Source organism: Chryseobacterium shigense (assembly GCF_900156575.1).
In the GTDB taxonomy this organism is placed as follows: domain Bacteria; phylum Bacteroidota; class Bacteroidia; order Flavobacteriales; family Weeksellaceae; genus Chryseobacterium; species Chryseobacterium shigense.
The window spans coordinates 800834-824815 of record NZ_FTNY01000002.1 but is presented as its reverse complement, the minus strand read 5'-3'; the positions used below and the strand labels follow the sequence as shown (position 1 = coordinate 824815).

Genomic DNA, 23982 nt, shown 5'->3' with positions numbered 1-23982 from the left:
TGTCATACATTCAATATTTTGGGATTTGCAAATCAAAAACCCTTTAATAGTCTAGCTCATTATTTAAAATGGGTAATTTAAACCTAAACCACTAACCCCACATTCCGAAATTCTAAAACCCTCCAACGCTCCAGCACTCTACACCGAAACCCGCACGAACTCTCAACAATATTCCTTATTTTTGTATCTATGGATTACCCTAGTAAAGTTTTAGCAAAAGCCGTAGACGAAATCTCGGGGCTGCCGGGGATTGGCAGAAAAACAGCGTTAAGATTAGCCCTGCATCTGTTAAAACAACCCAATTCCAGAGCGGTAAGTCTCGGAAGCTCATTAATCAATCTTGTCAACGAGATAAAATACTGCAAAGAATGTCACAATTTTTCAGATTTTGAGGTCTGTGAGATTTGCAGCAATGAAAAAAGAAACAGTGAGGTGATCTGCATTGTTGAAGATGTACGTGATGTGATTGCTATTGAAAATACAGGAAAGTTTACAGGAAAATATCTCATCCTGGGCGGAAAGATATCTCCAATGGAAGGTGTAGGCCCCAACCAGCTGAATATTTCAAGCATTGAAAGAAAAGTCAGCCAGGGCGGGGTGAAAGAATTTATTTTCGCATTGAGCGCTACGATGGAAGGGGATACCACTGCGTATTATATTTACAAAAAATTTAAAAACTTCAACGTGAATTTCTCAAGTATTGCAAGAGGAATCTCAGTGGGAGATGAACTGGAATATGCAGATGAGGTGTCTCTGGGAAGGTCTATTATCAACAGATTACCCTACAACGAAAAAGATTAATATGAAGCTGTCGATAATTATTGTTAATTATAATGTGACCAGACTGTTGAGAAACTGTCTCTTGTCTGTTGAGAAATATACAAAGGGAGAGGACTATGAAGTAATTGTAATAGATAATGCATCTACAGACGCTTCCTGGCGCGACCTTATTCCGGAATTCCCTGAAGTCCGTTTTATCTCTTCAGAACAGAATGAAGGTTTTGCTATTGCCAACAATAAAGCTATAAAAACAGCAACCGGAGACTATGTTCTTCTTTTGAATCCTGATACCGAACTGGAAGGATTTTACATGAAAGATATTCTGGATTTCGCAGATTCTAGGCCGCATTTTGGAGGTCTTGGTATAAGAATGCATGATGCGGAAGGTGTTTTTCTTCCTGAAAGTAAACGCTCTGTGCCGGATATGTTTAATTCTTTTGAAAAACTGTTTACGAATTTTAAAAGAAGCAATACAAAGTCTTACTACAGAAGCGATATTGATGAGCATGCGGTGGCAGAAGTAGAGGTGGTTACGGGAGCATTTTTATTGATAAAAAAAGACGTTTATCAGAAAATCGGAGGTCTTGATGAAACCTATTTTATGTATGGTGAAGATATCGACCTTTGTTACACGCTGTTGAGAAATGGCTTTAAAAACTATTATTATGGTGCGGCTTCTATTCTCCATCATAAAGGAGAAAGTACCATTAAAGATGAAGTGTATCTTGACCGTTTTTATGGTGCGATGCAGATCTTTATCGATAAATATTACAGAGAATCCAAGCCGATGCAATATTCATTTTTAAAAGCAGGACTGAAACTCCGCCATAAGATTGAGAAGATTAAACTAAAATAAAAAAGCAGTTCAAATTTGAACTGCTTTTGTTGTATATAAGATAGGTCTGTTATTATTTAGCCGGAGCTGCAGGTACCTGAGCCGGAGCATTGGTAGTCGCTGCGGGAGCAGATTGCTTAGTTGGAGCCGGAGCTTCTTTTTTTACGGGCTGCTGTGCCGGAGCTGTTGTTGTAGGTTTACCGGTGATCACAACGCTTATAAGAATAAGAACGATGATTACTGCGCCAAGAGTCCATGTTGCTTTTTCCATGAAATCATTGGTTCTCTGTACTCCAAACTGTGCAGGTGATGCGCCTCCGAAAGTACTGGAAAGGCCTCCTCCTTTAGGATTTTGAGCCATAACGATGATTACCAATAAGATGCTGGCGATCATAACAAGAACCATCAATAGTATAAATATAGTATCCATTAATTTTGATATCTTTTTGAATGGGCAAATTTAATCTTTTTTTATCGAATGACAAAGAAGATCATCGTAAATGTTATTAAAAATAAAAACGGCAGCCCATGCTGCCGTTTTTTCTGTAATAAACAGTGTTTTTATTTAAAATCAGCATCTTTAGCCTGATTCACATCGTATGATTTTACAGTCATTGTCATGTCCATACCCATTTGATTAATCGAGATGGTGAATGGCATTTTTACGCCATTTACCTCTTTATAATTAGAGAAGGTCGTAGGCACTGTGATTTCCTGTCCCTGTGCTTTTACCGTTTTGGTTTCTCCGGTTTTCAGGCCTGTGCTTACACTGTAATAGTAAGTAGTGTCTTTTCCTTTAATCACATAAGAATCTTCACCACCGATTTTTTCAATTCCGGCCACTTTATAATCCTGAGATTTTGCAAAACCAAGTTCTTCAAAAAGTTCAGTGTTTTTAAGTTTTTCAGCGATTTGTTCTGGCTTCATCTCAACTTTCTGACCCATTTGCTCGGAATACCCCTGCTTTCCGTCAAAAACCTGCTTCTGAACAACCTGTCCCATTGCAGTTACGGTGGTTAATTCTTTACCGCCTTGAGCCTTAGAGATTTTAAAATCAATATTCTGACCTTGCATTGACATCGAGGCGTTCATCACAAAAGAGGTAATCTTGGCAATATTAGCCTTTCCTCCAATGGCGTTGATGTATTTATCAGCGATAGAAGAAACACTCACAGCGGCATCCACCTTTTGTGCAGTTGGTTTGGTAACCGGATTGGCTTCTTTATCAAAATATTTTACAGGATATCCTAATTTTTCCAGTCCTTCAGAAATATCAGCAGCTTTACCAGCGATAAAAATTCTGCTTTGGTTAGGTAAAATGTTAGCTTTTGCAGCATTGGAAATATCTGCCGCCGTTACTTTATCAATTGATTTTAAGTAATTGGTATAGAAATCAGAAGGGAGGTCCTGAACTTTTTGATTTAAAGCAAATTTTGCAATGGTTTCAGGTTTCTCTAATGACATGATGAAAGAACCTTTCAGTTTAGCTTTTGCATTTTCCAGTTCTTCAGGTTTTACCGTAGTAATGGCATTAAGTTCATTCATGAATTCCTTAACTGCTTTATCCGTCACCTCGTTTCTCACACTTGCAGTGGCAGAGAAATCAGAAGAATATTTATCTGCACTCAGGCTTGAGTATGCTCCGTATGTAAATCCGTTTTTCTCACGAAGATTCATGAAAAGTCTCGCTTCACCGCCTCCGCCCAGGATGTAGTTGGCCATCGTAGCTGCGAAATAGTTAGGATCTTTCATTTTAAGATTGTTCAGGTTGTTCACTGAAACTACAGACTGCACCGCAGAAGGTACATCTACAATATTAATTTCAGTTTTAGCAACATTAGCTGATGGTTCAAGAGGAACGATAGGCGTGTTAGCCTTTTTCCATCCACTGAACGCTTTTTCAACCAATGATTTTACCTGGTCAAATTTCACATCACCTACAATTACCAAATAAGCATTGTCCGGAGCGTAATATTTTTTATAAACATTTTGTACGTCAGCCAATTGAATTTTGTTGATAGACGCTACAGTTTCAAATTCTCCTCTTGATGTATTTTTACCATACATTAAGGCATTGGAAACCTTGGAGGCAATTGCAGAAGCATTTTTCTCTTCAGATTTCAATCCCTCTAAAGCTCTTTCTTTTGAGTTCTGAATTTCTTCGGCAGAGAATTTAGGATTGATGATCGCGTCTGCCATTAAGCTTAGTACTTCCGGGAAATATTTTGAAAGAGAGTTAGCAAAAGCACCATTTGAAGAAAAGCTTAGGTTAGCTCCCAGATAATCTACTTTTTTGTTGAAATCCTCTTTGCTTACATTGGTTGTTCCGTTTTCAAACTGTTCAGCCATGATAGAGCTTACACCAGCTACGCTTCCTTCGTTGAATGGAGGTCTGTCCATAGAAAGGGTTGTGTTGACTCTAGGTAATTTATTGTTTTCCACAACCATTACCGTAAGACCATTGCTCAGTTGAAAAGTTTTTGGCTTGGCAATGTTGATCGCAGGAGTAGGTCCCGGTTTCGGCATTGCGTTAAGATCAATTTTTTGTGCTGAAATCGTTCCTGCGAAAAAAAACGCTGCAGCTATATATGTTAATTGCTTTTTCATTTGTAAAAATTTAATTTTAATAATCATTTTTTAAACCTGAAAGTTTTAAATGACTACTTTTTTTCAGGAACGTAATTGATGATTACTCTTTGATTGGAATTCAAATACTTTTTAGCCGCGTTTTGCAGATCCTGTCTTGTGATTGATCTGTAGATGTCAATTTCTTTATTGATCAAATTGGTATTACCCATTAATACGTGGTTGGTTGCCAGTGAAGCAGCAATTCCCTGAATGCTCGAATTGGCATTCACGAACTGATTCTCATACTGGTTTTGAAGTTTCTGATAATCCTCCTCAGAGATCAGCCCTGTCTGAAGCTTTTTGATTTCAGCATCAATGTCAGCCTGTAAAGTCTGTTTTGTTGTCTGTCCCATCGGGATCGCAAAGAATGCGAAAATACTGTAATCTTCAAGACCCTGGTTGAAAGCCTGTACAGCAAGTGCTTTCTTATCCTGATCAACTAATTTTTTGTATAATACAGAAGATTTACCGTTGCTCAGATAGGAAGAAAGCATATCCAGAACATAAGCATCTTTTTCTTTGTTAGCCGGAGTTCTGTACGCAAAAATATACGCAGGAAGCTGAATGTTAGGATCGGTAGCCGTAACTTCTTTTTCCTGAGTGATAGGAGCATCTTTCGGGAAATCTTTCGGATAAAGCGTTCCTTTCTGAATGCCTCCGTAATACTCCTGAATCCACTTTTTAGTCTGTTCAGGCTTGATATCTCCTGCAACCACTAATGTAGCGTTGTTCGGAACGTAGTATTTTTTGTAGAAAGCCTGGAACTCTTCAAGCTTAGCAGAGTTAAGATCTTCCATAGAACCGATGGTAGGCCAGTTGTACGGGTGATTCGTAAATAGATTTTTCTGAATAGTCGGGAAAAGGTTTCCATAAGGCTGGTTGTCCATTCTTAATCTTTTTTCCTCTTTTACAACCTCTCTCTGAGTATCTACTCCCACCTGATTGATGACCGCGTGACGCATTCTTTCAGCTTCCATCCAAAGACCCAGCTGTTCGTTGTTGGAAGGGAATGTTTCATAATAATACGTTCGGTCATTCGTCGTGTTAGCGTTATTTTGACCTCCGTTTGAAGAAACGATCTTAAACCATTCCCCTCTTTTGATGTTAGGGGTTCCTTCAAATAAAAGGTGTTCGAAGAAGTGCGCAAAACCTGTTCTTCCCTTTACTTCATCCTTTGCTCCTACATGGTACATTACCCCTGTAGTCACTACCGGTGCAGAATTATCCTGATGAAGAATTACGTGAAGGCCGTTTGGCAGGTCATACTCTTCGAATTTAATTTGCTGTGCATTCAGGACCATTCCGAAGAAAGATGCTGCTGCCACAGAAAGAAGTCGCTTTTTCATAAAGTAGAAATTGTTTTGTATCAATTAGTAGGAGAAACAGGGTATTTGTTACATATTTAGAGTACATTTTTTTTAATTTTTGTTTATTTGTAAAACGATTGAACTCCGCCATGAGAATGTATTACCCTTTCATTTTTCTTTTCTCCCTTTTTTACTGCGGGCACAGGAAATCATTGATAAGGACGGATTGAAAAAATGCAGAAAAGAGTCGAATAAAAGAGCTGTTTATCCGATGAAGGCGGTGACGAAAAATTTCAATGATTAAACCTATTCTGACCCGGCAGGATACCCTGCCTAATTTTTTTACTTTCTATAAATTAAACTCATAATTTGAATTGTCCTTTGAATACATTAATTTTGTGTTCCCAAAATTTTTTTGCAGTATGGATTATCTGAAAGGACTCAATGAATCACAATATGAAGCCGTTACCTCTCTACAGGGACCTTTGATGGTACTTGCAGGAGCCGGTTCCGGAAAAACGCGTGTGCTGACCATGCGTATTGCTCACCTGATCTATAACGGGGTGGACCCTTTCAATATCCTGGCGCTGACGTTTACCAACAAAGCCGCCCGCGAAATGAAAGACCGTATCGCAAAAGTGGTAGGGGATAGCAATGCAAGAAGCTTATGGATGGGAACCTTTCACTCCGTTTTCGCAAGAATTCTTAGGATTGAAGGCCATTATCTGGGATATCCGTCCAATTTTACCATCTATGATATGCAGGATGCCCTGAATGTGATCAGAAAAGTTTTGAAAGACATGAATATCGATGCCGATCTCTATAAACCCAAAAAAGTTCAGGCAAGAATTTCGACTTATAAAAACAACCTGATCACGGTAAAAGCTTATTTCAACAATCCTGAATTGATGGAGGCTGATGAAAAGGCAAATATGAAATTCATCGGGCAGATCTACCAGCGGTATGTAGATGCCTGTTTCAAAAACGGAGCGATGGATTTTGATGATTTATTGTTAAAAACCAATGAATTGCTGACCCGTTTTCCGGAAGTACTGGCCAAATATCAGGACAGATTCAGATACATCATGGTAGATGAGTACCAGGATACCAACCATTCCCAGTATCTTATCGTAAAAGCACTGGCTTCAAAGTTTGAAAATATCTGTGTGGTAGGAGATGACGCTCAGTCCATCTATTCCTTCCGTGGGGCGAATATCTATAACATCTTAAACTTTAAGAAAGATTATCCGGATGCAATAACGGTTTCCCTGGAACAGAATTACCGATCTACTCAAAACATTGTGAATGCTGCCAATGTTGTCATTTCAAAAAACCTTCAGCAGTTTAAAAAGAATGTTTTCAGTGATAACGAAGAAGGCGATAAAATAAAAATATACCGCTCACTTTCCGATGCTGATGAAGCCAATTTCGTAGCCGGAAATATCTGGGAGCTCAGAAATACCGATCAGAGAAAATACAGCGATTTTGCTATTTTATACAGAACCAACTCACAGACCAGAGCATTTGAAGATGCACTGAGACGTAAAAATATTCCGTACAAAGTGTACGGAGGACTTTCTTTCTATCAGAGAAAAGAAGTAAAAGACCTTATCGCTTATCTGCGTCTTCTGGTCAATGAAAACGATTCAGAAGCATTGATGAGAATCATTAATTATCCGACAAGAGGAATTGGAGAAACCACCCAGAATAAACTGATCGTTTTTGCCGATTCTCATAATGTAACCATCTCTCAGGTATTGGATAATCTGCCGCAATATGCCCCTCAATTGGGTCTGAATAACGGTGTTTTAACCAAACTGAATGATTTCTGGTCCATGATCAAAGCTTTCCAGGTATTACTGAAAACCGATACGGCTTACAGTGTTGCCATGGAAGTTGCCAAACGTACCGGATTGATCAAATTCTTAAAAGATGACCAGACTCCGGAGGGAATTTCCCGTGTAGAGAACGTTCAGGAATTGATGAACTCTATGCAGGGATTCATTGAAGAGCAGATTCAGCTGGAAGACGGAGATCCGAGTCTTCCGAATTTCCTTGAGAATATTGCCCTTTCTGCAGATACTCAGGATAAAAATTTAGAAGAAGATATGGTTTCGCTAATGACCATTCACTTATCGAAAGGTCTGGAATTTCCGGTAGTCCACCTTGTTGGTCTTGAGGAGAACCTTTTCCCGAGCTTTATGAGTTCTGCGACGAGAGAAGACCTTGAGGAAGAAAGACGTCTGTTTTATGTGGCTCTTACAAGAGCGGAAAAGCAAGTCTTTTTCTCTTATGCCGTTTCCCGTTTCCAGTGGGGAAAGATCACCGATGCCGAACCTTCAAGATTCTTAAGTGAAATTGATGATCAGTATATTGAATTTTTAAACCCTGTTCTAGAAAAGAGATTTATCAATAATACCGGAATCAAGTCCAATATTTTTGATGAACACCCATCGGAACAAAAAGCGTTCAGGAGAGTTGAAAAGAAAACCATTGACAAAGGAGATACTTCAAAACCTGCACCAGAAGTCAGAAAATTAAAACCGGTCAGTACAGCGAAAATTATCAATCCAAGCGGAGCTTCTTCCCAGGACATTGAAGTTGGAGATAAAGTAAGACATGATCGTTTCGGAATTGGCGAGGTTTCTTTCCTGGATGGTACAGATCCGCAGAACATCAAAGCCAAAGTGATTTTCATTCATGAAGGGGAGAAAAACCTCATCCTGAAGTATGCTAAACTGACAAAAATATAATACGATATTCTTTCAGCGAAAATGCTGATTGTCATAGTTTAAAACGGATTCTGTTTGGAGTCCGTTTTTTTTTGTTTAAACACAGATAGCACAAATGTTTTTGACGAATCACACGAATGTATTTTAAGCTTTAGTGTCATTTGTGAAGATATTGGTGTCAGTCGTGTTTTAAAACAGCAATAGATCAAAACTATCTTAAAATTTCATAAAATTAAAGTCTATTAATTTTGTAGACTAATGAATTAGTTTTACATTTGCCACTCAAAAAAACATAAACTATAAATTGATATAAGGGTATGAAAAATAAAACGACTATCGTATCAGCTTCTGTTCTTTTTTTCCTCGGAACCTATGCTTTCGGCCAGGAAAAAGAAAAAGACAGTGTAAAAACCAATACTGTAGAAGAAGTTGTGGTGCTGGGCTCCAGAGCTGGTGCCAGATCTAAAATAGACAGCCCGGTTCCTGTGGATGTCTTCAATATAAAAGAAACATCCGTAGTTCTTCCGCAGTCCAGTATAGGACAGATTTTGAATGCGGTAGCCACGTCTTTCACTTCAACGATTCAAACCAATTCAGACGGAACAGATCATTTGGATCCTGCTCAGTTGAGAGGATTGGGCCCGGATCAGGTGCTGGTTTTGGTTAACGGAAAAAGAAGACACACCTCAGCATTGGTCAATGTTAACGGAACACCGGGAAGAGGAACCGTAGGAACCGATCTGAACTCCATTCCTTCATTTGCTTTAAACAGAATTGAAGTTCTGCGTGACGGTGCTTCTGCGCAATATGGTTCAGATGCTATTGCAGGCGTTATTAATCTTGAACTGAAAAGAGATATTGGTAAACTTACCGGTCAGGTAAGCTATGGCGGAAATCTAACACCTACCGCTAATGACCATACAGGAAATTTTGACGGACAGAATATTCAGGTTGACCTGAATTATGGAAATAAGATCGGAAGTAAAGGAGGTTTCTATAACATTACCTGGTCTTCACAGTTCAGAAATCCAACGTCAAGAGCTGGGGCGGAAAGCGGATCCATCTATAATGCTTATAATGCCATTGAAAAAAGAGCTCAAAATGACGGAGTCAATTTATCTTCTCTTTTTTCGAATATAAACAGTGTACCGAATTCCCAGCAACTTATTAATTATATTCATCAATATGCTCAGGGCGTAAGTTATTTTTCTCCGGAACTTCAGAATCAAATCCAGGGTGCCAATACCATCAGTGCTTTGCAGGGATTTTTAAAAGGAGATGTTACCGATCAGGAACTGGCTTACAGAGGACTGAACAGAAAAGATTTCAATATGCAGGTGGGACAGTCAAAACTGAACAACCATCAGCTTTTTGCCAATATTGAAGTTCCAATTAATGATGACTGGAAAGTATATTCTTTCGGGGGATACAGCTTCAGACACGGAACTTCAGGAGGATTTTACAGAAAACCCAACCAGAGCAGAACTTTTACAGGATTGTATCCGGACGGGTATCTTCCACAGATCGGAACCGATATTCAGGATTTGTCGCTTTCTGCCGGAATTAAAGGAAACTGGAACGGCTGGAATATCGATTTAAGCAATACATTCGGACAGAATTCATTCAATTATAATATTCAGGACACGGGAAATACCTCTTTACGATTTGCCTCACCGAATGAGTTTAATGCAGGAGGTTTACGATTCTCTCAGAACACGATCAATTTGGATTTCTCTAAAAAATATGATGTATGGAGTGGAATCAACGTTGCTTTTGGAGCAGAACATCGTTATGAGAATTTCAAAATAACGCAGGGTGATGAAGCTTCTTACACCACTTATGATGCCGCAGGAAATGTATGGAATAATACAACCCCGAGAGCAACCGATTTCTTTGGAAATGCACTGCCGGGAGGATCACAGGTTTTCGGAGGATTTAAACCCGCGAATGCTATTGATAAAAACAGACAGGCAGTAGCAGCTTATGCAGATGTCGAATTTAATTTCACTAACTGGCTATTGGTAGATGCTGCGGCCAGATATGAAAACTATTCAGATTTTGGATCGACTTTCAACTATAAATTAGCTTCAAGAATCAAGGTAGCACCTAATTTTAATGTAAGATTAGCAGGTTCCACAGGATTCAGAGCACCGTCTATCCATCAGATTTATTACAATGTAACGTCCACTTTGTTTACGAACAGCCAGCTTCTGGAAGTGGGAACCTTCAGCAATGATTCACAAATCGCAGGATTGCTGGAAATACCAAAACTAAAGCAGGAAACGTCTAAATCTGCCAGCGTAGGATTTACTTACAGAATTCCTTCCGCAAGTCTGACCTTTACAGCGGACGGATATTTTACCAGAATTAATAACCGAATCATTCTTACCGATCAGTTCTTAAGATCAGATGTGCCGGCAGCTGCGCAGGCCGCTTTTGATGCCCAGGGAGTGAATGGGGCTCAGTTCTTCACCAACGCTATTGATACGGAAACCAAAGGAGTGGATGTTGTGATTTCTCACAATGTACGATTTTCAGGATTCAAATTGGAAAACAGTTTTGCGGCTAATATCAGCGAGACTAGAAAAGTTGGAGATACTCACTCTTCAGGGCTTTTACAATCTCCGAATCTTGAGAAAATCTATTTTTCAGAGAAATCAAGAGTGTATCTGGAAGAAGCTGTTCCAAGGGTAAAAGCAAGTTTATCTCATACCCTTTCATGGAAAAATGCTACGGTTTATCTTAGAAATACCTATTTCGGAAAAGTCACAGGCGCAGACGTGATTGATGCGAATGGTGACGGAATCACAGGGTTCAATGAACATCAGCAGATCGGAGACAAGATCATTACCGATCTTTCCTTAGGATATCAGTTTACAAAAAATATAGGCCTGACGGTAGGAGTCAACAATCTTTTTGATATTTATCCTGACAAAAACCTTCCTGCTTCTACCAACAATGACCAGTTCGTTTATTCACGTTCTACGTCCCAGTTTGGACAAAACGGAAGATATGTGTTCTCAAGACTTAATTTTAATTTTTAAATGATCGTGCGTTTAAAAATCATATTTTCCAGTTGGAAAAACGAAATGGCGCAAGATATTTGAGTGCATCAGGTTTTAAGACGCAAGGATTTTATCTCCGATAAAATTGAGTACCGCTGTCATTGCGAGGAGCAGAGCGACGAAGCAATCTCAAAAAAGGTATTGTTAAATAATTTGAGATTGCTTCACCTAAAGGTTCGCAATGACAGAGGCATAAAAATAGCTGAAAATCTATGATTTTATTGCGCCTTAATCACAGAAGCACTTTAAAACCTTTGCGCCTTTGCGATTACCAAAAAGACGGTTTAATTTGCATAGACGTAAAGATATTTGAAGATATTTTTCTACAACGAAGTTTCAACAAAAATTCCATATCAGAAAGCGGATTCAAATTTTTGAATCCGCTTTTATTTTTAAGCTATTTCCATGTTTTCAGCTCATAAGCACCTTCCCAGAAATGGAATTCCATTCTCGTGGACATGATAAAAGCTTCGGTCATTTTCTCTCTTGTTTCCTCCGTACTGTTTTCGGCCAGTCGGTCACAGATCGCAATAGCCTGATCTACGGCAACAGAAAATTCCTCGCCTCCATACGTATCAATCCACTTTTGATAAGGATTGTTGATCGCATTCTGATGATTGTAAATATAATCTCCGACTTCACGGTAGATCCAGAAGCACGGCAGAACCGCTGCAACGGCAATTTCCACAGATTCTAAAGCTGCAGTACTTCTCAGAAAGTGAATATAATGGTGACAGGCAGGTTCTGCTATTCCTTTATCTTTAACCCCAAAATCGATAAAATAAGATTCATGCAGTGCATTTTCCACCACAATAGTATTTTCAGCAAATCGCATAAAAGCCAGCACATCCTGAAGATCCTGAATTTTAGCAGCGATCAGCGAAAGTGTTCTGCCGAAGTGTTCAAGATATAAAGAATCCTGGGCCATGTAAAACCTGAACTTTTCCTGAGGTAAAGTACCGTTTGATAATTCTTTGATAAACGGCATGTCCAGAATAGACTGATAACGTTCTTCTATTGCTTGCCAGGTGTGTTCAGACCATTTCATTTTTGATTAGTTTTTGTGGATTAAAAAAGTGATTAAGCGGACCGTTTCCAAGCCCTGTTTGTACATCTTTTCCGTTTTCTATCGCTTGATATACATATTGCTGCCCAAGAGAAACAGCATCATATAAAGTAAATCCCTGGGCCAGATACGCTGCAATGGCAGAAGAAAGCGTGCAACCGGAGCCGTGGGTATTATTGGTGCTAAATTTTTTAGTTTCAAAAGAATGGTACTTCTCATGCTCATCGTGAAATAGAGAAGTAATGGTTGAGGTTTCCTGATGTCCGCCTTTCAGAAGAATACTTTTACAGCCCAGTTTCTTTATTTCCTTTCCGGCGGCATAGAGATCTTCAACAGTCTCTACCTTCATCCTGGCTAAAATGGCAGCTTCGTCCATATTGGGTGTAACTACATCAGCAATCGGGAAAAGCTGTTCCGTGATGGCCGATATCGTGTCCTCTTCGATCAGACGGTGACCACTTGTAGCGACCATGACAGGATCAAATACCAGTGGTATTTTTTTATATTTTCCTAAAGTTGAGACAATCGTTTCAACCAGCTGTGGAGTATGAACCATTCCGATTTTAATGGCGTCAGGAAAAATATCATCCAGAATAGCTTCGATCTGATCTGCTACAGCTTCTACCGGAATGGGGTATATTGTTCTTACGCCTTGCGTATTCTGTACCGGTAAAGCCGTTAATACCGAGGTCGAAAAGCATCCCAGAGCAGAGGCTGTTTTAATATCAGCCTGGATGCCTGCCCCGCCGCTTCCGTCAAATCCGGCAATCGTTAATACCGATGGATAGGTGTATTTTTTCATTTTACAATTTCATTTTTTAATTGGTAGGCTGCTTTTTGAGGGTCTTCAGCACCACAAATAGCAGAAACGACAGCAATGCAGTCTGCACCAGCGTTGATGACTTCTTTTGCATTTCCTGAATGAATATGACCGATGGCTACTAAAGGTTTGTCTGTAAGCTGCCTGATCGTTTTAATGCCTTCGAGTCCCCATTCTGTTATTGTGTCAGTTTTCGTATCAGTTCTGAAGACCGGACTAATTCCCAAATAATCGGATACGGCAGTCTGCTCATTGTCAAGCTGGGAAAGATATTCAATCGAGTAGCCAATGATTTTTTGACTGAGATGGGTTTGTTGTCTTAAATAAGTGGGCGGAGCATCACTGTTACCCACATGAATTCCTGCTGCATTGATCTTCTCAGCAACCTCAATATTATCATTAATAATCAGGGGAATAGAATATTTCTCTGTCAATTCTATAAGCTGGAGGGCTTTTGTAAGAAACGACTCCGGGCTGCTGTTTTTCTCTCTTAGCTGAATGACATCCACTCCTCCAAGAATTGCCTGTTCAGCAACCTTCACGAAATTTCTTCCCATGCAGTCAGCTTCAGAAATCACCAGATAAAGTTGAAAGGGAAAAGGATGTAAACTCATTTTCGCTTAATCTTTAAACGGTTGAAAAATTCCTGTTCAGTGATCGTATACAATTGATCGATGAGGTTGACCTGAAGACTTGCAGGACCTTTACTTTCCTCAGCCGCTAGTTCTCCCGCAATACCAATTAATGCCATAGCAGCAGCTACTGCCATTATTCTATCATCTGCAATTCCTATAAATGCTCCGATTAAAGCTGTCGCAGAACATCCAAGACCGGTTACTTTCGTCATCAGCGGATGTCCGTTTTTAATGAAAATTTCCTGTTGATTATTGAGAATAATATCAGTCTCACCGGAAATACAGACTATTATTCCGTATTGGTTTACCAGACTGCGGGCGGCATCAACGGCTTCGTTACTCTGTGCCGTACTGTCTACTCCTTTGGTCGCTGTTGTATTGGCTTTGGCAAGAGCAATGATTTCAGACGCATTTCCTCTGATCACCGTAGGTTGATAAGGTAAAAGTTGATTTAAAATCTGATCCCGGAACGAAGTGGCTCCTGCACCCACAGGATCTAAAACCCAGGGTTTTCCTGTCAAATGGGCAATTTTAGCTGCCAGGATCATAGATTCTGACCAATATTCATCCAAAGTGCCTATATTAATAACCACCGAGTGAGAAATGCTGATCATTTCCTGAATTTCAGATTTTGCATGTGCCATGATAGGAGAGGCTCCCACAGCCAAAAGGGCATTGGCGGTATTGTTCATGACCACATAATTGGTGATGTTATGAACAAGGGGAGATTTTTGTCTGACAAGCTGTACCTGTTCCCAAAGAATTTTTTCCATTGATATCGTTTAAAATAAAAATAGCTTCAGGAAAAAATCCAAAACAAAAAGTACACTGTGAACAATGTCATTTTGCTTTTCCCTACGTCGGTGTCAGCCGTATCAGGTTCAAAGGGACTCTCTCAATTCTTTTTCAGAATACCCCTAAAGCAAAACAAATGTATAAAAAATATCAGAGCACGCAAAACCCTTGCAAAGGATTTTGAACAATGGTTCCTATCTTTCTACAAGCTCTTTGACCGGCTCTCCGTAATAATCGGTTACGGTGGTCTTGATCTGAAGAAGCTGATACCATTTGATAAATGCTCCAATGAATACAATCAGCATGAGAACCATAGCCGTTACAGCTAAAGCTGCCAGCAGATACTGTTCTTTAGGAAGATAGATGGCCGTGACCTGAATATAACCCGCCCAGAACGTTATTCCGGCCATGAAAACGCCTGGAATTGCAGAGCATAATGCATATTTCCCCCTGTTCATCCGGATCAGCATCGTTGTACACACAATAAGTCCGCAGGCAGCCAACAACTGATTACTGATTCCAAAGAGTGGCCAGATACTGCTCACATTTCCAGTGAATACCAGATATCCCCATGCGAATGTAAACAAGAGGCTGCTGATAATAATTCCGGGAATCCAGTTCTTATCATTGAATTTAGGGATCACAGACCCCAGCATTTCCTGTAAAAAGAAACGGCCAACTCTGGTTCCGGCATCAATGGCGGTAAGGATGAAAACGGCTTCAAACATGATGGCGAAATTGTACCAATAAGCCGTCAGCTGATCCATGTACGGGATTTTATTGAAAATATGAGCCATTCCAACGGCTAAGGACACCGCTCCACCCGTTCTTCCGTGAAGCTCAATGCCTATTTTTTGTGAATAATAATCGATGTCTACACCGTGCAGAGAAGGGTGGGCTGCAAGAAAAGCATCATAAGATTCCTTAGGTGTATTGATGGCAAAATAATCACCGGGCATTAAGGTACACGCAGCAATCAGGGCCATTAACGCCACAAAACCTTCTACAAGCATGGCACCATACCCCACAAAAAGGATCTCTTTTTCTTTGTTAAGCATTTTTGGCGTTGTTCCTGTTGCAATAACTGCGTGGAAACCTGAAATTGCTCCACAGGCAATCACAATGAAAATAAAAGGGAGGACAGGTCCCCCGATAACAGGCCCTCCGCCATTCACAAATTCTGTAAGCGCAGGCATCTGAATTGTAGGATGAATGACAATCACTCCCACAGCAAGCATAATAATGGTTCCTATTTTCAAGTAGGTTGACAGATAATCTCTTGGTACGAGAAGCAGCCAAACCGGAAGTACAGAAGCGAGAAAACCATACAGCGGAATCGCAATAGAAATGGTTTTTATATCCCATGTAAACAGATTATTCATCGTTTCATTCTGCATTAAACTATGTCCTCCAATGATTCCTGCTATTAAAAGGATTCCGCCCAAAATACTTGCAAAAAGCACACTGTTTTTTCTGTATCTCATGATCAATCCCATAATCACCGCAATAGGCATTGTGATGACAACAGTAAAAAGAGACCATGAAGCTTCATGCATCGCATTGATACAGGCCAGTGACAAGCCTGCCAATGTAAGAATCAGAATAAATAAAATGGCAAAACCGGCAACCGTTCCTGTAGTTTTTCCAATTTCTTTAGATGCAATCGTAGCAAGGCTTTGTCCTTTATGTCTTACGGATGCAAATAAAACGACCATATCGTGAACGCCGCCGCCAAGCACGCATCCTATCAGAATCCATAATGCACCGGGAAGATACCCGAATTGGGCCGCCAGCACAGGTCCAACTAAAGGCCCAGCAGCGGCAATCGCTGCAAAATGATGCCCAAAAAGAACATTTCTGTTGGTGGCTACATAATCTTTTCCGTCTGCAAATTCTACGGCAGGTGTTGTGTTTTTATCATTAAGGCGCAGTACTTTATTGGCAATGAAAATACCATAAAAGCGGTACGCAATCGCAAAAATCAGGACTGAAACAAATATCAGCGTGAGTGCATTGGTGTTATTCAGAAAATCCATACCATTTGTTTTTTAAGAATGAATAATTAAAAATATTGGATATTTTGTTAAGAATAATTTAAACAAAAGCCAAGTTAATTATTTTAGATGTAAAAAATAATGATATGTATATTAATTTAGCAAATTTACAGTAATAGATTGTTTTTAATACTGTATTCTATTGATTGATAATGCTGTGTTTTAATTTTTGATGTAAAATGTATATGAAATACTATTTTCTGTGAGAATCAATAAAACTTACCATCTGGTCCGTAAGCTTGTCCATATATTGTTTATCCGTTGTTCCAAAACCGTGAATGCCATCTTCAACAATAATCAGGCTATTCTCAACATTTTCTCTGCTGAGTTTTCTGTGCAGTTTCTTAGACTGTTGCAGGGGAACGACTTTGTCTTTATTTCCCTGCATGATTAAGGTAGGTACACCACCTGAAACATAGGTTAGAGGAGAAATTGTTTTGAAATAGTCAACAGCCTTTCTTTGTTCCTTTTTAATATTGTATCCGGACAATCCTCTCACAAGATCTGTTCTGAGGTCTACAATTTTTGGTGCTGCCAGTCCGAACAAGAATACCGGTACTTTTCCAAGCCGTGTATGCAGCAATTTGTTAAGGTCTGAAGGCCCGTAATGGTCTACGACATAATTGACCTTTGCTGAATAAGCAGAAAGTTCCGGGCTTCCGACAAATTGATGATCGGGGGTGTAGGCCGCAAGCATAGAAAGGTGCGCCCCGGAAGAAGCTCCAAAAAATCCAATGTTATCAGGGTCAAAATGATAGGTTGCCGCATTTTTTCTTACCCATCTTACGGCATCTTTGGTATCTTCCAAAGGAACCGGAAAATGAATACTGTCATTCAGAAGCGTATTGTCTATGCTGATGACCGCATACTTTTTATCGAGAAGTTTAGCAATGAATGTTTCAATGTAGCTGCCATCTCTCACTGTTTTATCGCCTTTTACCCATGCGCCTCCATGAACATAGACTACGACGGGTATTTTTTCACCAGAAGTATTTTTCGGCGTATAAATATCCAGTAAAAGAGGGGTTCCCTTTTCATTGGTTTTATACGGTACATTTTCTGTTACGGTTGATATTTTTGGGAGAAGATTGCTTTTTCCTGTTTTGGGTTCGAGCTGATTTTGATCTTGCGAATAACTTAAATTAAATAGACTTAAAAATAAAACAAAAAACAGGTTTGTGAAAAACCTGTAGATTGATATATTGTTTGTAGATGATTTCATAGGATACTTTTTGTAGTGGAGTGTTATTTTACTAACTCTTCAAAAAGTTTACCAAAAGTTTGTTCCAGGTCTTTTGATTTTCCCGGATGAGGTCTTGATGTCTGAACGACAGAGCTTCTTACAGCGGTTAACCAGCGAAAACGTTCGGGGATATCCATCAAAGCGATAGGGCCTCCTTGTTTGTCGCCGTTTGCGATTTTTTGGAAGCTTTCCAGATTCTGGATAATGTCGTCGTAATCAATTTTGCTTTGCATCAGCTTGAATTTATCCGGACACAGGTAGAATTCCACACGGATAAACTTCTCTTTTTTGGAGAACATGACAAGTCCGATGTTGAAAAATTCTTCTCTTTCAACTTTCGGCACCAGGCGTATGACAGCGTATTCGTATATTTTATCCTCTTGCATTTTTCGCTTCGTTTACAAAGATTTGAGAATTTTCTAACCTGGTTTTCATAAACTGGAAGTAGATCTCACGGATCTCTTCTGGTGTTTCATCTGCATCCTTCCATTGAAGCCAGTCTTCAGGAATTAAATTGACAATATCCCTGAATAAGGTATCATTCAGTACTTCATGGGCAAATGTATCGGCCTCATCCAACATTTTTGCTTTTGGAAGCAGAACGTGATCTTTCACATATTTGAAAGGGGTCTTGGCTGCCGCATCAAAATTCTGCCACGAATGGTGGAAATAAAATGAGGCTCCATTGTCGATAACCCAAAGCTCTTTATGCCACATCAGAAGATTCGTATTCCTGAACGTACGGTCAATATTCGTAATAAATGCATCCAGCCATACAATCTTCGAGGCCAGAAGAGGATCAACTTTTACCCCCGGATCATAAGTGATGGAACCTGAAAGATAGTGCAGGCCCAGATTCAGTCCTTCTGAAAATTTCAGCAGTTCCTGAATTTCTTCATCAGCTTCCGTTCTTCCAAAGTCCACGTCTAGATTGACGAATACAAGCTCAGGAATCGGCAGGCCCAGAGCTTCTGTAATCTTACCTCCCAAAAGTTCAGAAATCAGCATTTTCACTCCGTGGCCTGCGCCACGAAATTTCAGTACATATTTAAAATCATCATCAGCTTCTGCCAAAGCAGGAAGAGATCCGCCTTCCCTCAGGGGCAGGATGTAACGCATGACGGTTACCGTTCTTAAATCCAGCATACCGCAAAATTAAGGTTATTTTTTTTAGTGTATTCTTATATTTAAAAAATTAAATTCCGGCTGAAGCTTCGTCGTCTTTCAGGATAGAAAAAATGATATTATCCATAAACCACTAACAAATTTTTCATATATTTAGGTTCATGTGAAATACCACAAACAGTACTTAAAACGTTTTTATGATATGAAATTGATAAAAGAGATCAATATAAGGCTTCAAAATCCTGAGACAAGAGATTTTCTGGCAGACGCATTTTATCCTGAAACTGATGAAAAATTACCGTTGGTGGTCTTTGTTCATGGTTATAAAGGGTATAAGGACTGGGGAGCCTGGAATCTGATGGCTGAAAAGTTGGCAGAAGCTGGCTTCTTCTTTGTGAAATTCAATGCTTCCCACAACGGAACCACTGTTGAAGATCCACACCACTTTACCGACCTGGAAGCTTTTGGAAATAACAATTACTCTAAAGAACTTTCTGATCTTGGCGCTGTGATTGATCATTTTGTGAAAGTACCCCAGGTAGATGATCAGAAAATAATTCTGATCGGACACAGCAGAGGTGGCGGAATTTCTATTATAAAGACTTACGAAGACGAAAGAATCAACGGTTTGATCACATTGGCCAGTGTAGATACTTTGGAACGTTTTCCAAAAGATGAAGCTCTGGAAAACTGGAAAAAAGAAGGGGTGTATTATGTACTTAACGGAAGAACCAAACAGGAAATGCCTCATTATTACCAGTTTTATGAAGATTTTGAGAATAATATTCACCGTTTTGACGTAGAAAGAGCGACAGAAATGGCCAAAGCTTACGTACTGGTCATCCACGGAACCCATGATGAAAGTGTCAATGTGAAAAATGCGGAACATCTTCACATCCTGAATCCGAATTCCGAATTGTTTTTAGTTGAAAAGGCAGATCATACTTTCGGTTCAAAAGAACCATGGACAGAAAAAGAACTTCCGGAACACCTCAATATCGTCACAGAAAAGTGCATCGATTTTCTAAATAAAAATTTGAAATAATTGTAATAGTGGAATAAAATTTGAATATCAACGTTCAAATATAAATGAATATATTAAAAATTATTATGAAAAAATTGATCCTAAGCGCATGTGCGTTTTCATTATTAGCTGTAGTTTCTTGTAAAAAAGAAGTAAAAACTGAAAGTTCTTCTACCGGTACGGATTCAATCACCGTCAGTGCATCAAATGATTCTGTGGCTGCACCAAAAGCCGACTCAGCAGCTTCACCGGCTACCGCTTCCTCAGATAATATTATAACTAAAAATGAGGGAAAATATCCCCGTAATATTAAATTATTTGAAGATAAAAGTTTTGCAGAAAGGGTTAAAAAACTTACCGGAGCACAATATGATGAAATGCTTAAAAATTTCAACGTAGAATCTCCTGTAGTATCTGAAAAGGGAATCTATAAAGTAACAGGATGTAAGCAGCATGATTGTTCTGGATATTCTACATCTATCTTTTATGATTCAAAGAATGACAACCTGAATGTGTCTATTGATAAAAATGGAAAAGTAACAGATTTTGCTGAAAAAGGAAAGATTACAGTTACTGAAACATTACAATCTAAATAAAATTTAAACTTTAAAAAATCTGTTTCATTATTTAAAATGGTAAAGAAATAGTGGTACAAATTAAAGAATAAGAATAAGTAAAAAACCAGCCTGATTTTAGGCTGGTTTTGTTTTTTTGAATTATACTATCGTTAAAAGCGTCCAGGCCTCATCGATCTTACTTTCTAACAGTAATTTCTGAGCGGCCCTATGGACATTCTCATCGGCATGGAAATCTCCTGCGGGAAGGATCTCTACATTGGCGAGCATTCCCAGATCATTTCCTGTAAATATTTTGCTGTATTTGATGAAGTCCGGAAGAAGATCAAAGCCGATTCCTTTGGTGACCAATGGCTTTGGAACCTCAAAAAGGCTGTTCTCATTGCTTCTTGAATAGAAGTTACCTCCTAAACGGGCAACCATATCCAGTTTTTGCTGATCCAGGTTTCCTGCTTCATTCAGATATTCTTCTCTGATATGAATTTTCTGAACTTCACATATCACAAGATTTCCAGCGCCTCCCTGATCTCCCAGAGATTTTACTTCCAGAACTTTGCATTCAAAGTTTACCGGGCATTCTTCAATCAGCTTAGGCCGTACCAGATCAGCTTCTTTCATGGTCAATCCGGATTTAATGAATTCATTGACTCCGGTTTCATATTCCGTGGAAGCTAAAGAAATCTGTTGTACGATAGGAAAATTTACAGTTCCAATGACTACTTCAGGAACTTCCAGAATGTTTTCCAGAGTATGCTTAGTTGTATTGTCACGTACTCTCCTCGATGGTGAAAAAATCAAAATCGGAGGAACCGTGCTGAACATATTAAAAAAACTGAATGGCGATAAATTATTGGTTCCGTTTTTATCTACCGTAGAAGCCAAAGCAATGGGACGTGGAGACACGGCGGTCTGCATGATGGTCTGAAGCTGTACGGGCGATAGTTCGGATGGGATGATTGTTTTCATTGTTTATTATTAACCACAAAAGTCACAAAAGTTTTTAAAGTAAAATCAATTGTTTTAAAGTTCAAAAAAGCATATTGTAATATTTATTTACAAAAGTTTCCTGTCCTTCATGATACAAGTTTTTTACATTAAAATTAATTAGAATTCCTTTGGGCTTCTTCATTAAATTAATATAATTTAAAATTTGAGATCGGTGAATATCATTGAGCTCAGTGACTGATTTTAATTCGACAACAATTAAGTCTTCAACTAAAAAATCACAAAAAAAGTCACATTTGATTTCCTTTCCTTTATAGACTACAGGAACTTTTAGCTCAGATTGAAAATTAATGTTTCTTAATCTGAACTCTTCTTCCAGACATTTATGATATACACTTTCTAATAATCCGGCGCCTAGAATTTTGTGAACTTCTATGCAGGCGCCGTTTATCTTGTATGTCAGATCAGTTAAATATGACTGTGTAATCATAAAAATCTTTTGTGACTTTTGTGGTTGAAAATATTAAGTAGTTGGAATAATTTTACCGGAAACTTCTCCGAAACCTACTCTTACACCGTCTTTTTCAGACCATGCTTTCATGGTAACGGTATCGTTATCTTCAATGAATTTTCTTTCTTTTCCGTCTTTCAGCTGTAAAGGGTTTTGACCTCTCCAGGTCAGTTCCAGCATAGATCCGAAAGATTTTGGATCACTTCCTGAAATGGTTCCGCTGGCGTATAGATCTCCAACTTCCACATTACATCCGTTGATGGTATGATGGGCCAATTGCTGCGTCATATTCCAGTACATGAATTTATAGTTACTTTCTGAAATCAGGTTTTCTTCACCGTTTTCAGGCTGTAAATATACTTCAAGATTGATATCGTAATTTTTATCACCTTCAAACTGTAAATAGTCTAAAACTGCAGGCTCCTGTTTTGGAGAAGCTGTTCTGAATGGCTCCAGTGCTTCCATAGTGACTACCCATGGAGAGATAGAAGACCCAAAGTTTTTACCAAGGAAAGGTCCCAGCGGAACATATTCCCAGGCCTGGATATCTCTTGCCGACCAGTCGTTGAATATCACCATTCCGAAGATGGCCTCTTCAGCATCCTTTGTGGAAATACTTTCGCCCATTTCTGAGTTTCTGTTAAGAATAAATGCCATTTCAAGTTCAAAATCCAACTGTTTGCTAGGTCCGAAAAGGGGCTGGTCTGCATCTGCAGGTTTCGTTTGCCCTTTAGGACGGTTGATATCAGTTCCTGAAACTACGATGGAGGAAGCTCTTCCATGGTATCCTACCGGAAGATGTTTCCAGTTCGGGAGTAAAGCGTTGTCCGGGTCGCGGAACATTTTTCCTACGTTGGTAGCGTGTTCAATGCTGCTGTAAAAATCCGTGTAATTTGCGATGTGTACAGGCATCATCATTTTTACTTTGTCCAGGTCATAGAATGCATCTGCAATCGTTTTTTCGTCTTTTGACAAAATGGAACCTTCCAGCAGAAGTTCCTGAATTCTGGTACGTGCCGCATTGGTAATGGGTTTTCCAAGTTCGATAAACTCGTTGAGAGTATAGGCTTCAAAAACATTATCTTCCAATCCTTTAATGTCTTCAAAATACCCAAGATCATGGAGAGTGGCAAGATCCACAATCTGATCTCCGATTCTCGTACAGCATCCGATATATTCTTTGTTAAAAACTGTTACTCCGAAAGGAATATTATGTATAGAAAAGTCTGAATCCGAAGAATATTCTACAAATGATTTCATAAAGTTTTAGAATTAAATTAAGTTTGTAAGATAACGAATCTACAGAGATTGGCTATCCCGATTTGATGTTCATGGGAATTTATTTCTTTTTGGAATAAGAAGCCTCATCTATCCATCGGTCTTTCGTATTGACATCAATAAGATACAGAATATCTTTCTGCTTGGTGAGCAGTAAAGTTTTGGTTACGGGCATCGGAACTTTTTTGTTTTCAAGTTTGTCTGCGCGTAGGGAAACAATGTTTTTTTTTCTGACAATATCCCCGGTAAAAACGTTTGAACTGCTTTCTCCGGTAGCTTTGTCATCAAAAACTTCTACATAGGTAGCCTGGTTTCCTTTAATAACGATAAAATCTCTTTCTGTATGGTCTTCTGCATCTTTGATAAAGACAAATTTCTTGTTGTCAATGTTTTCAGTTTCCAGATGTTGATTGATGCCTTTTCTTTCTTCCAGGCGATTAAGGATTTCATTTAGGGTTCCATATTGAGCACTAAGGCTTAATGTTCCGAAAAATAAAATCCCGATAAAAATTTTTCTCATATGATGTGTTTTTAAAAAAAGTTTTGTCAGGATGAAAAGTCCTG

General features: G+C 39.1%; 21 protein-coding genes and 1 riboswitch. Of the genes, 6 read left to right on the top strand and 15 right to left on the bottom strand.

Translation table 11 applies throughout. The annotated features are described in order from the left end of the window. Positions 1-189 precede the first annotated feature (189 nt). Both recR and BW964_RS09165 read left to right on the top strand, forming a co-directional pair. On the top strand, positions 190-801 hold the full coding sequence (recR, locus tag BW964_RS09170) for a recombination mediator RecR (RefSeq protein ID WP_076506562.1): 612 nt from the start codon (positions 190-192) through the stop codon (positions 799-801). Beyond that, positions 797-1636: a glycosyltransferase family 2 protein gene (locus BW964_RS09165; RefSeq protein ID WP_104669426.1), complete on the top strand. Its 840-nt coding sequence runs from the start codon at positions 797-799 to the stop codon at positions 1634-1636. Before recR ends, BW964_RS09165 begins: the two co-directional genes overlap by 5 nt. Positions 1637-1688: 52 nt before the next feature. On the opposite strand, the gene secG is transcribed toward BW964_RS09165, so the two are convergent. The 3 genes from secG to BW964_RS09150 all read right to left on the bottom strand — a co-directional run bounded on the left by secG (position 1689) and on the right by BW964_RS09150 (position 5589). Beyond that, a complete protein-coding gene (gene secG, locus BW964_RS09160; RefSeq protein ID WP_076506558.1) occupies positions 1689-2045 on the bottom strand; it encodes a preprotein translocase subunit SecG in 357 nt (118 codons plus the stop codon). A 131-nt stretch (positions 2046-2176) separates the two neighbouring features. After that, complete coding sequence (locus tag BW964_RS09155) at positions 2177-4222, bottom strand: M16 family metallopeptidase (protein ID WP_076506774.1); 2046 nt, start codon at positions 4220-4222, stop codon at positions 2177-2179. 53 nt (positions 4223-4275) lie between these two features. Next, positions 4276-5589, bottom strand: coding sequence for a M16 family metallopeptidase (locus BW964_RS09150; protein ID WP_076506557.1), 1314 nt, complete (start codon positions 5587-5589; stop codon positions 4276-4278). A gap of 383 nt (positions 5590-5972) precedes the next feature. Here BW964_RS09150 and BW964_RS09140 point away from each other — a divergent pair, with 383 nt between their 5' ends. Continuing rightward, entirely contained in the window at positions 5973-8303 is a 2331-nt protein-coding gene (locus BW964_RS09140; protein WP_076506553.1) for an ATP-dependent helicase, read from the top strand. Between the two features lie 296 nt (positions 8304-8599). Then, the gene (locus tag BW964_RS09135; RefSeq protein WP_076506552.1) at positions 8600-11326 is read left to right on the top strand and encodes a TonB-dependent receptor plug domain-containing protein; all 2727 of its coding nucleotides are present in this window, start codon (positions 8600-8602) and stop codon (positions 11324-11326) included. A gap of 418 nt (positions 11327-11744) precedes the next feature. Here the strand turns inward: BW964_RS09135 and tenA are convergent, their stop codons facing one another. From tenA to BW964_RS09095, 8 genes are all read right to left on the bottom strand, one after another. After that, on the bottom strand, positions 11745-12395 hold the full coding sequence (gene tenA, locus BW964_RS09130; protein WP_076506550.1) for a thiaminase II: 651 nt from the start codon (positions 12393-12395) through the stop codon (positions 11745-11747). After that, positions 12382-13215: a bifunctional hydroxymethylpyrimidine kinase/phosphomethylpyrimidine kinase gene (gene thiD, locus BW964_RS09125; protein ID WP_076506549.1), complete on the bottom strand. Its 834-nt coding sequence runs from the start codon at positions 13213-13215 to the stop codon at positions 12382-12384. The genes tenA and thiD overlap by 14 nt, the downstream gene beginning before the upstream one ends. Continuing rightward, positions 13212-13847 (bottom strand): thiamine phosphate synthase, encoded by a 636-nt coding sequence (gene thiE, locus BW964_RS09120; RefSeq protein WP_076506547.1) that lies wholly within the window; start codon positions 13845-13847, stop codon positions 13212-13214. Before thiE ends, thiD begins: the two co-directional genes overlap by 4 nt. Further along, positions 13844-14641: a hydroxyethylthiazole kinase gene (gene thiM / locus BW964_RS09115; protein WP_185117115.1), complete on the bottom strand. Its 798-nt coding sequence runs from the start codon at positions 14639-14641 to the stop codon at positions 13844-13846. The genes thiE and thiM overlap by 4 nt, the downstream gene beginning before the upstream one ends. A gap of 62 nt (positions 14642-14703) precedes the next feature. Continuing rightward, a riboswitch (TPP riboswitch) is annotated at positions 14704-14797 on the bottom strand. A gap of 60 nt (positions 14798-14857) precedes the next feature. Continuing rightward, on the bottom strand, positions 14858-16699 hold the full coding sequence (locus BW964_RS09110) for a carbon starvation CstA family protein (protein ID WP_076506544.1): 1842 nt from the start codon (positions 16697-16699) through the stop codon (positions 14858-14860). A 211-nt stretch (positions 16700-16910) separates the two neighbouring features. Continuing rightward, entirely contained in the window at positions 16911-17939 is a 1029-nt protein-coding gene (locus BW964_RS09105) for an alpha/beta hydrolase (protein ID WP_076506543.1), read from the bottom strand. A gap of 23 nt (positions 17940-17962) precedes the next feature. Further along, positions 17963-18346, bottom strand: coding sequence for a DUF3037 domain-containing protein (locus tag BW964_RS09100; protein WP_076506541.1), 384 nt, complete (start codon positions 18344-18346; stop codon positions 17963-17965). Next, positions 18333-19106: a HipA family kinase gene (locus BW964_RS09095; RefSeq protein WP_073333524.1), complete on the bottom strand. Its 774-nt coding sequence runs from the start codon at positions 19104-19106 to the stop codon at positions 18333-18335. Before BW964_RS09095 ends, BW964_RS09100 begins: the two co-directional genes overlap by 14 nt. A 181-nt stretch (positions 19107-19287) precedes the next feature. Here BW964_RS09095 and BW964_RS09090 point away from each other — a divergent pair, with 181 nt between their 5' ends. Further along, entirely contained in the window at positions 19288-20130 is an 843-nt protein-coding gene (locus BW964_RS09090; protein ID WP_076506540.1) for an alpha/beta hydrolase family protein, read from the top strand. Between the two features lie 44 nt (positions 20131-20174). Next, a complete protein-coding gene (locus tag BW964_RS09085; protein WP_084175739.1) occupies positions 20175-20705 on the top strand; it encodes a hypothetical protein in 531 nt (176 codons plus the stop codon). Positions 20706-20825: 120 nt separating this feature from the next. Here BW964_RS09085 and BW964_RS09080 read toward each other — a convergent pair whose 3' ends face one another. The 4 genes from BW964_RS09080 to BW964_RS09065 all read right to left on the bottom strand — a co-directional run bounded on the left by BW964_RS09080 (position 20826) and on the right by BW964_RS09065 (position 23938). Further along, entirely contained in the window at positions 20826-21650 is an 825-nt protein-coding gene (locus BW964_RS09080; RefSeq protein ID WP_076506538.1) for a flavin reductase family protein, read from the bottom strand. A 61-nt stretch (positions 21651-21711) separates the two neighbouring features. Further along, a complete protein-coding gene (locus tag BW964_RS09075; protein ID WP_076506537.1) occupies positions 21712-22119 on the bottom strand; it encodes a GxxExxY protein in 408 nt (135 codons plus the stop codon). 33 nt (positions 22120-22152) lie between these two features. Beyond that, positions 22153-23400, bottom strand: coding sequence for a fumarylacetoacetase (gene fahA, locus BW964_RS09070; protein ID WP_076506535.1), 1248 nt, complete (start codon positions 23398-23400; stop codon positions 22153-22155). A gap of 79 nt (positions 23401-23479) precedes the next feature. Beyond that, on the bottom strand, positions 23480-23938 hold the full coding sequence (locus BW964_RS09065; RefSeq protein WP_076506770.1) for a hypothetical protein: 459 nt from the start codon (positions 23936-23938) through the stop codon (positions 23480-23482). Positions 23939-23982: the final 44 nt, after the last annotated feature.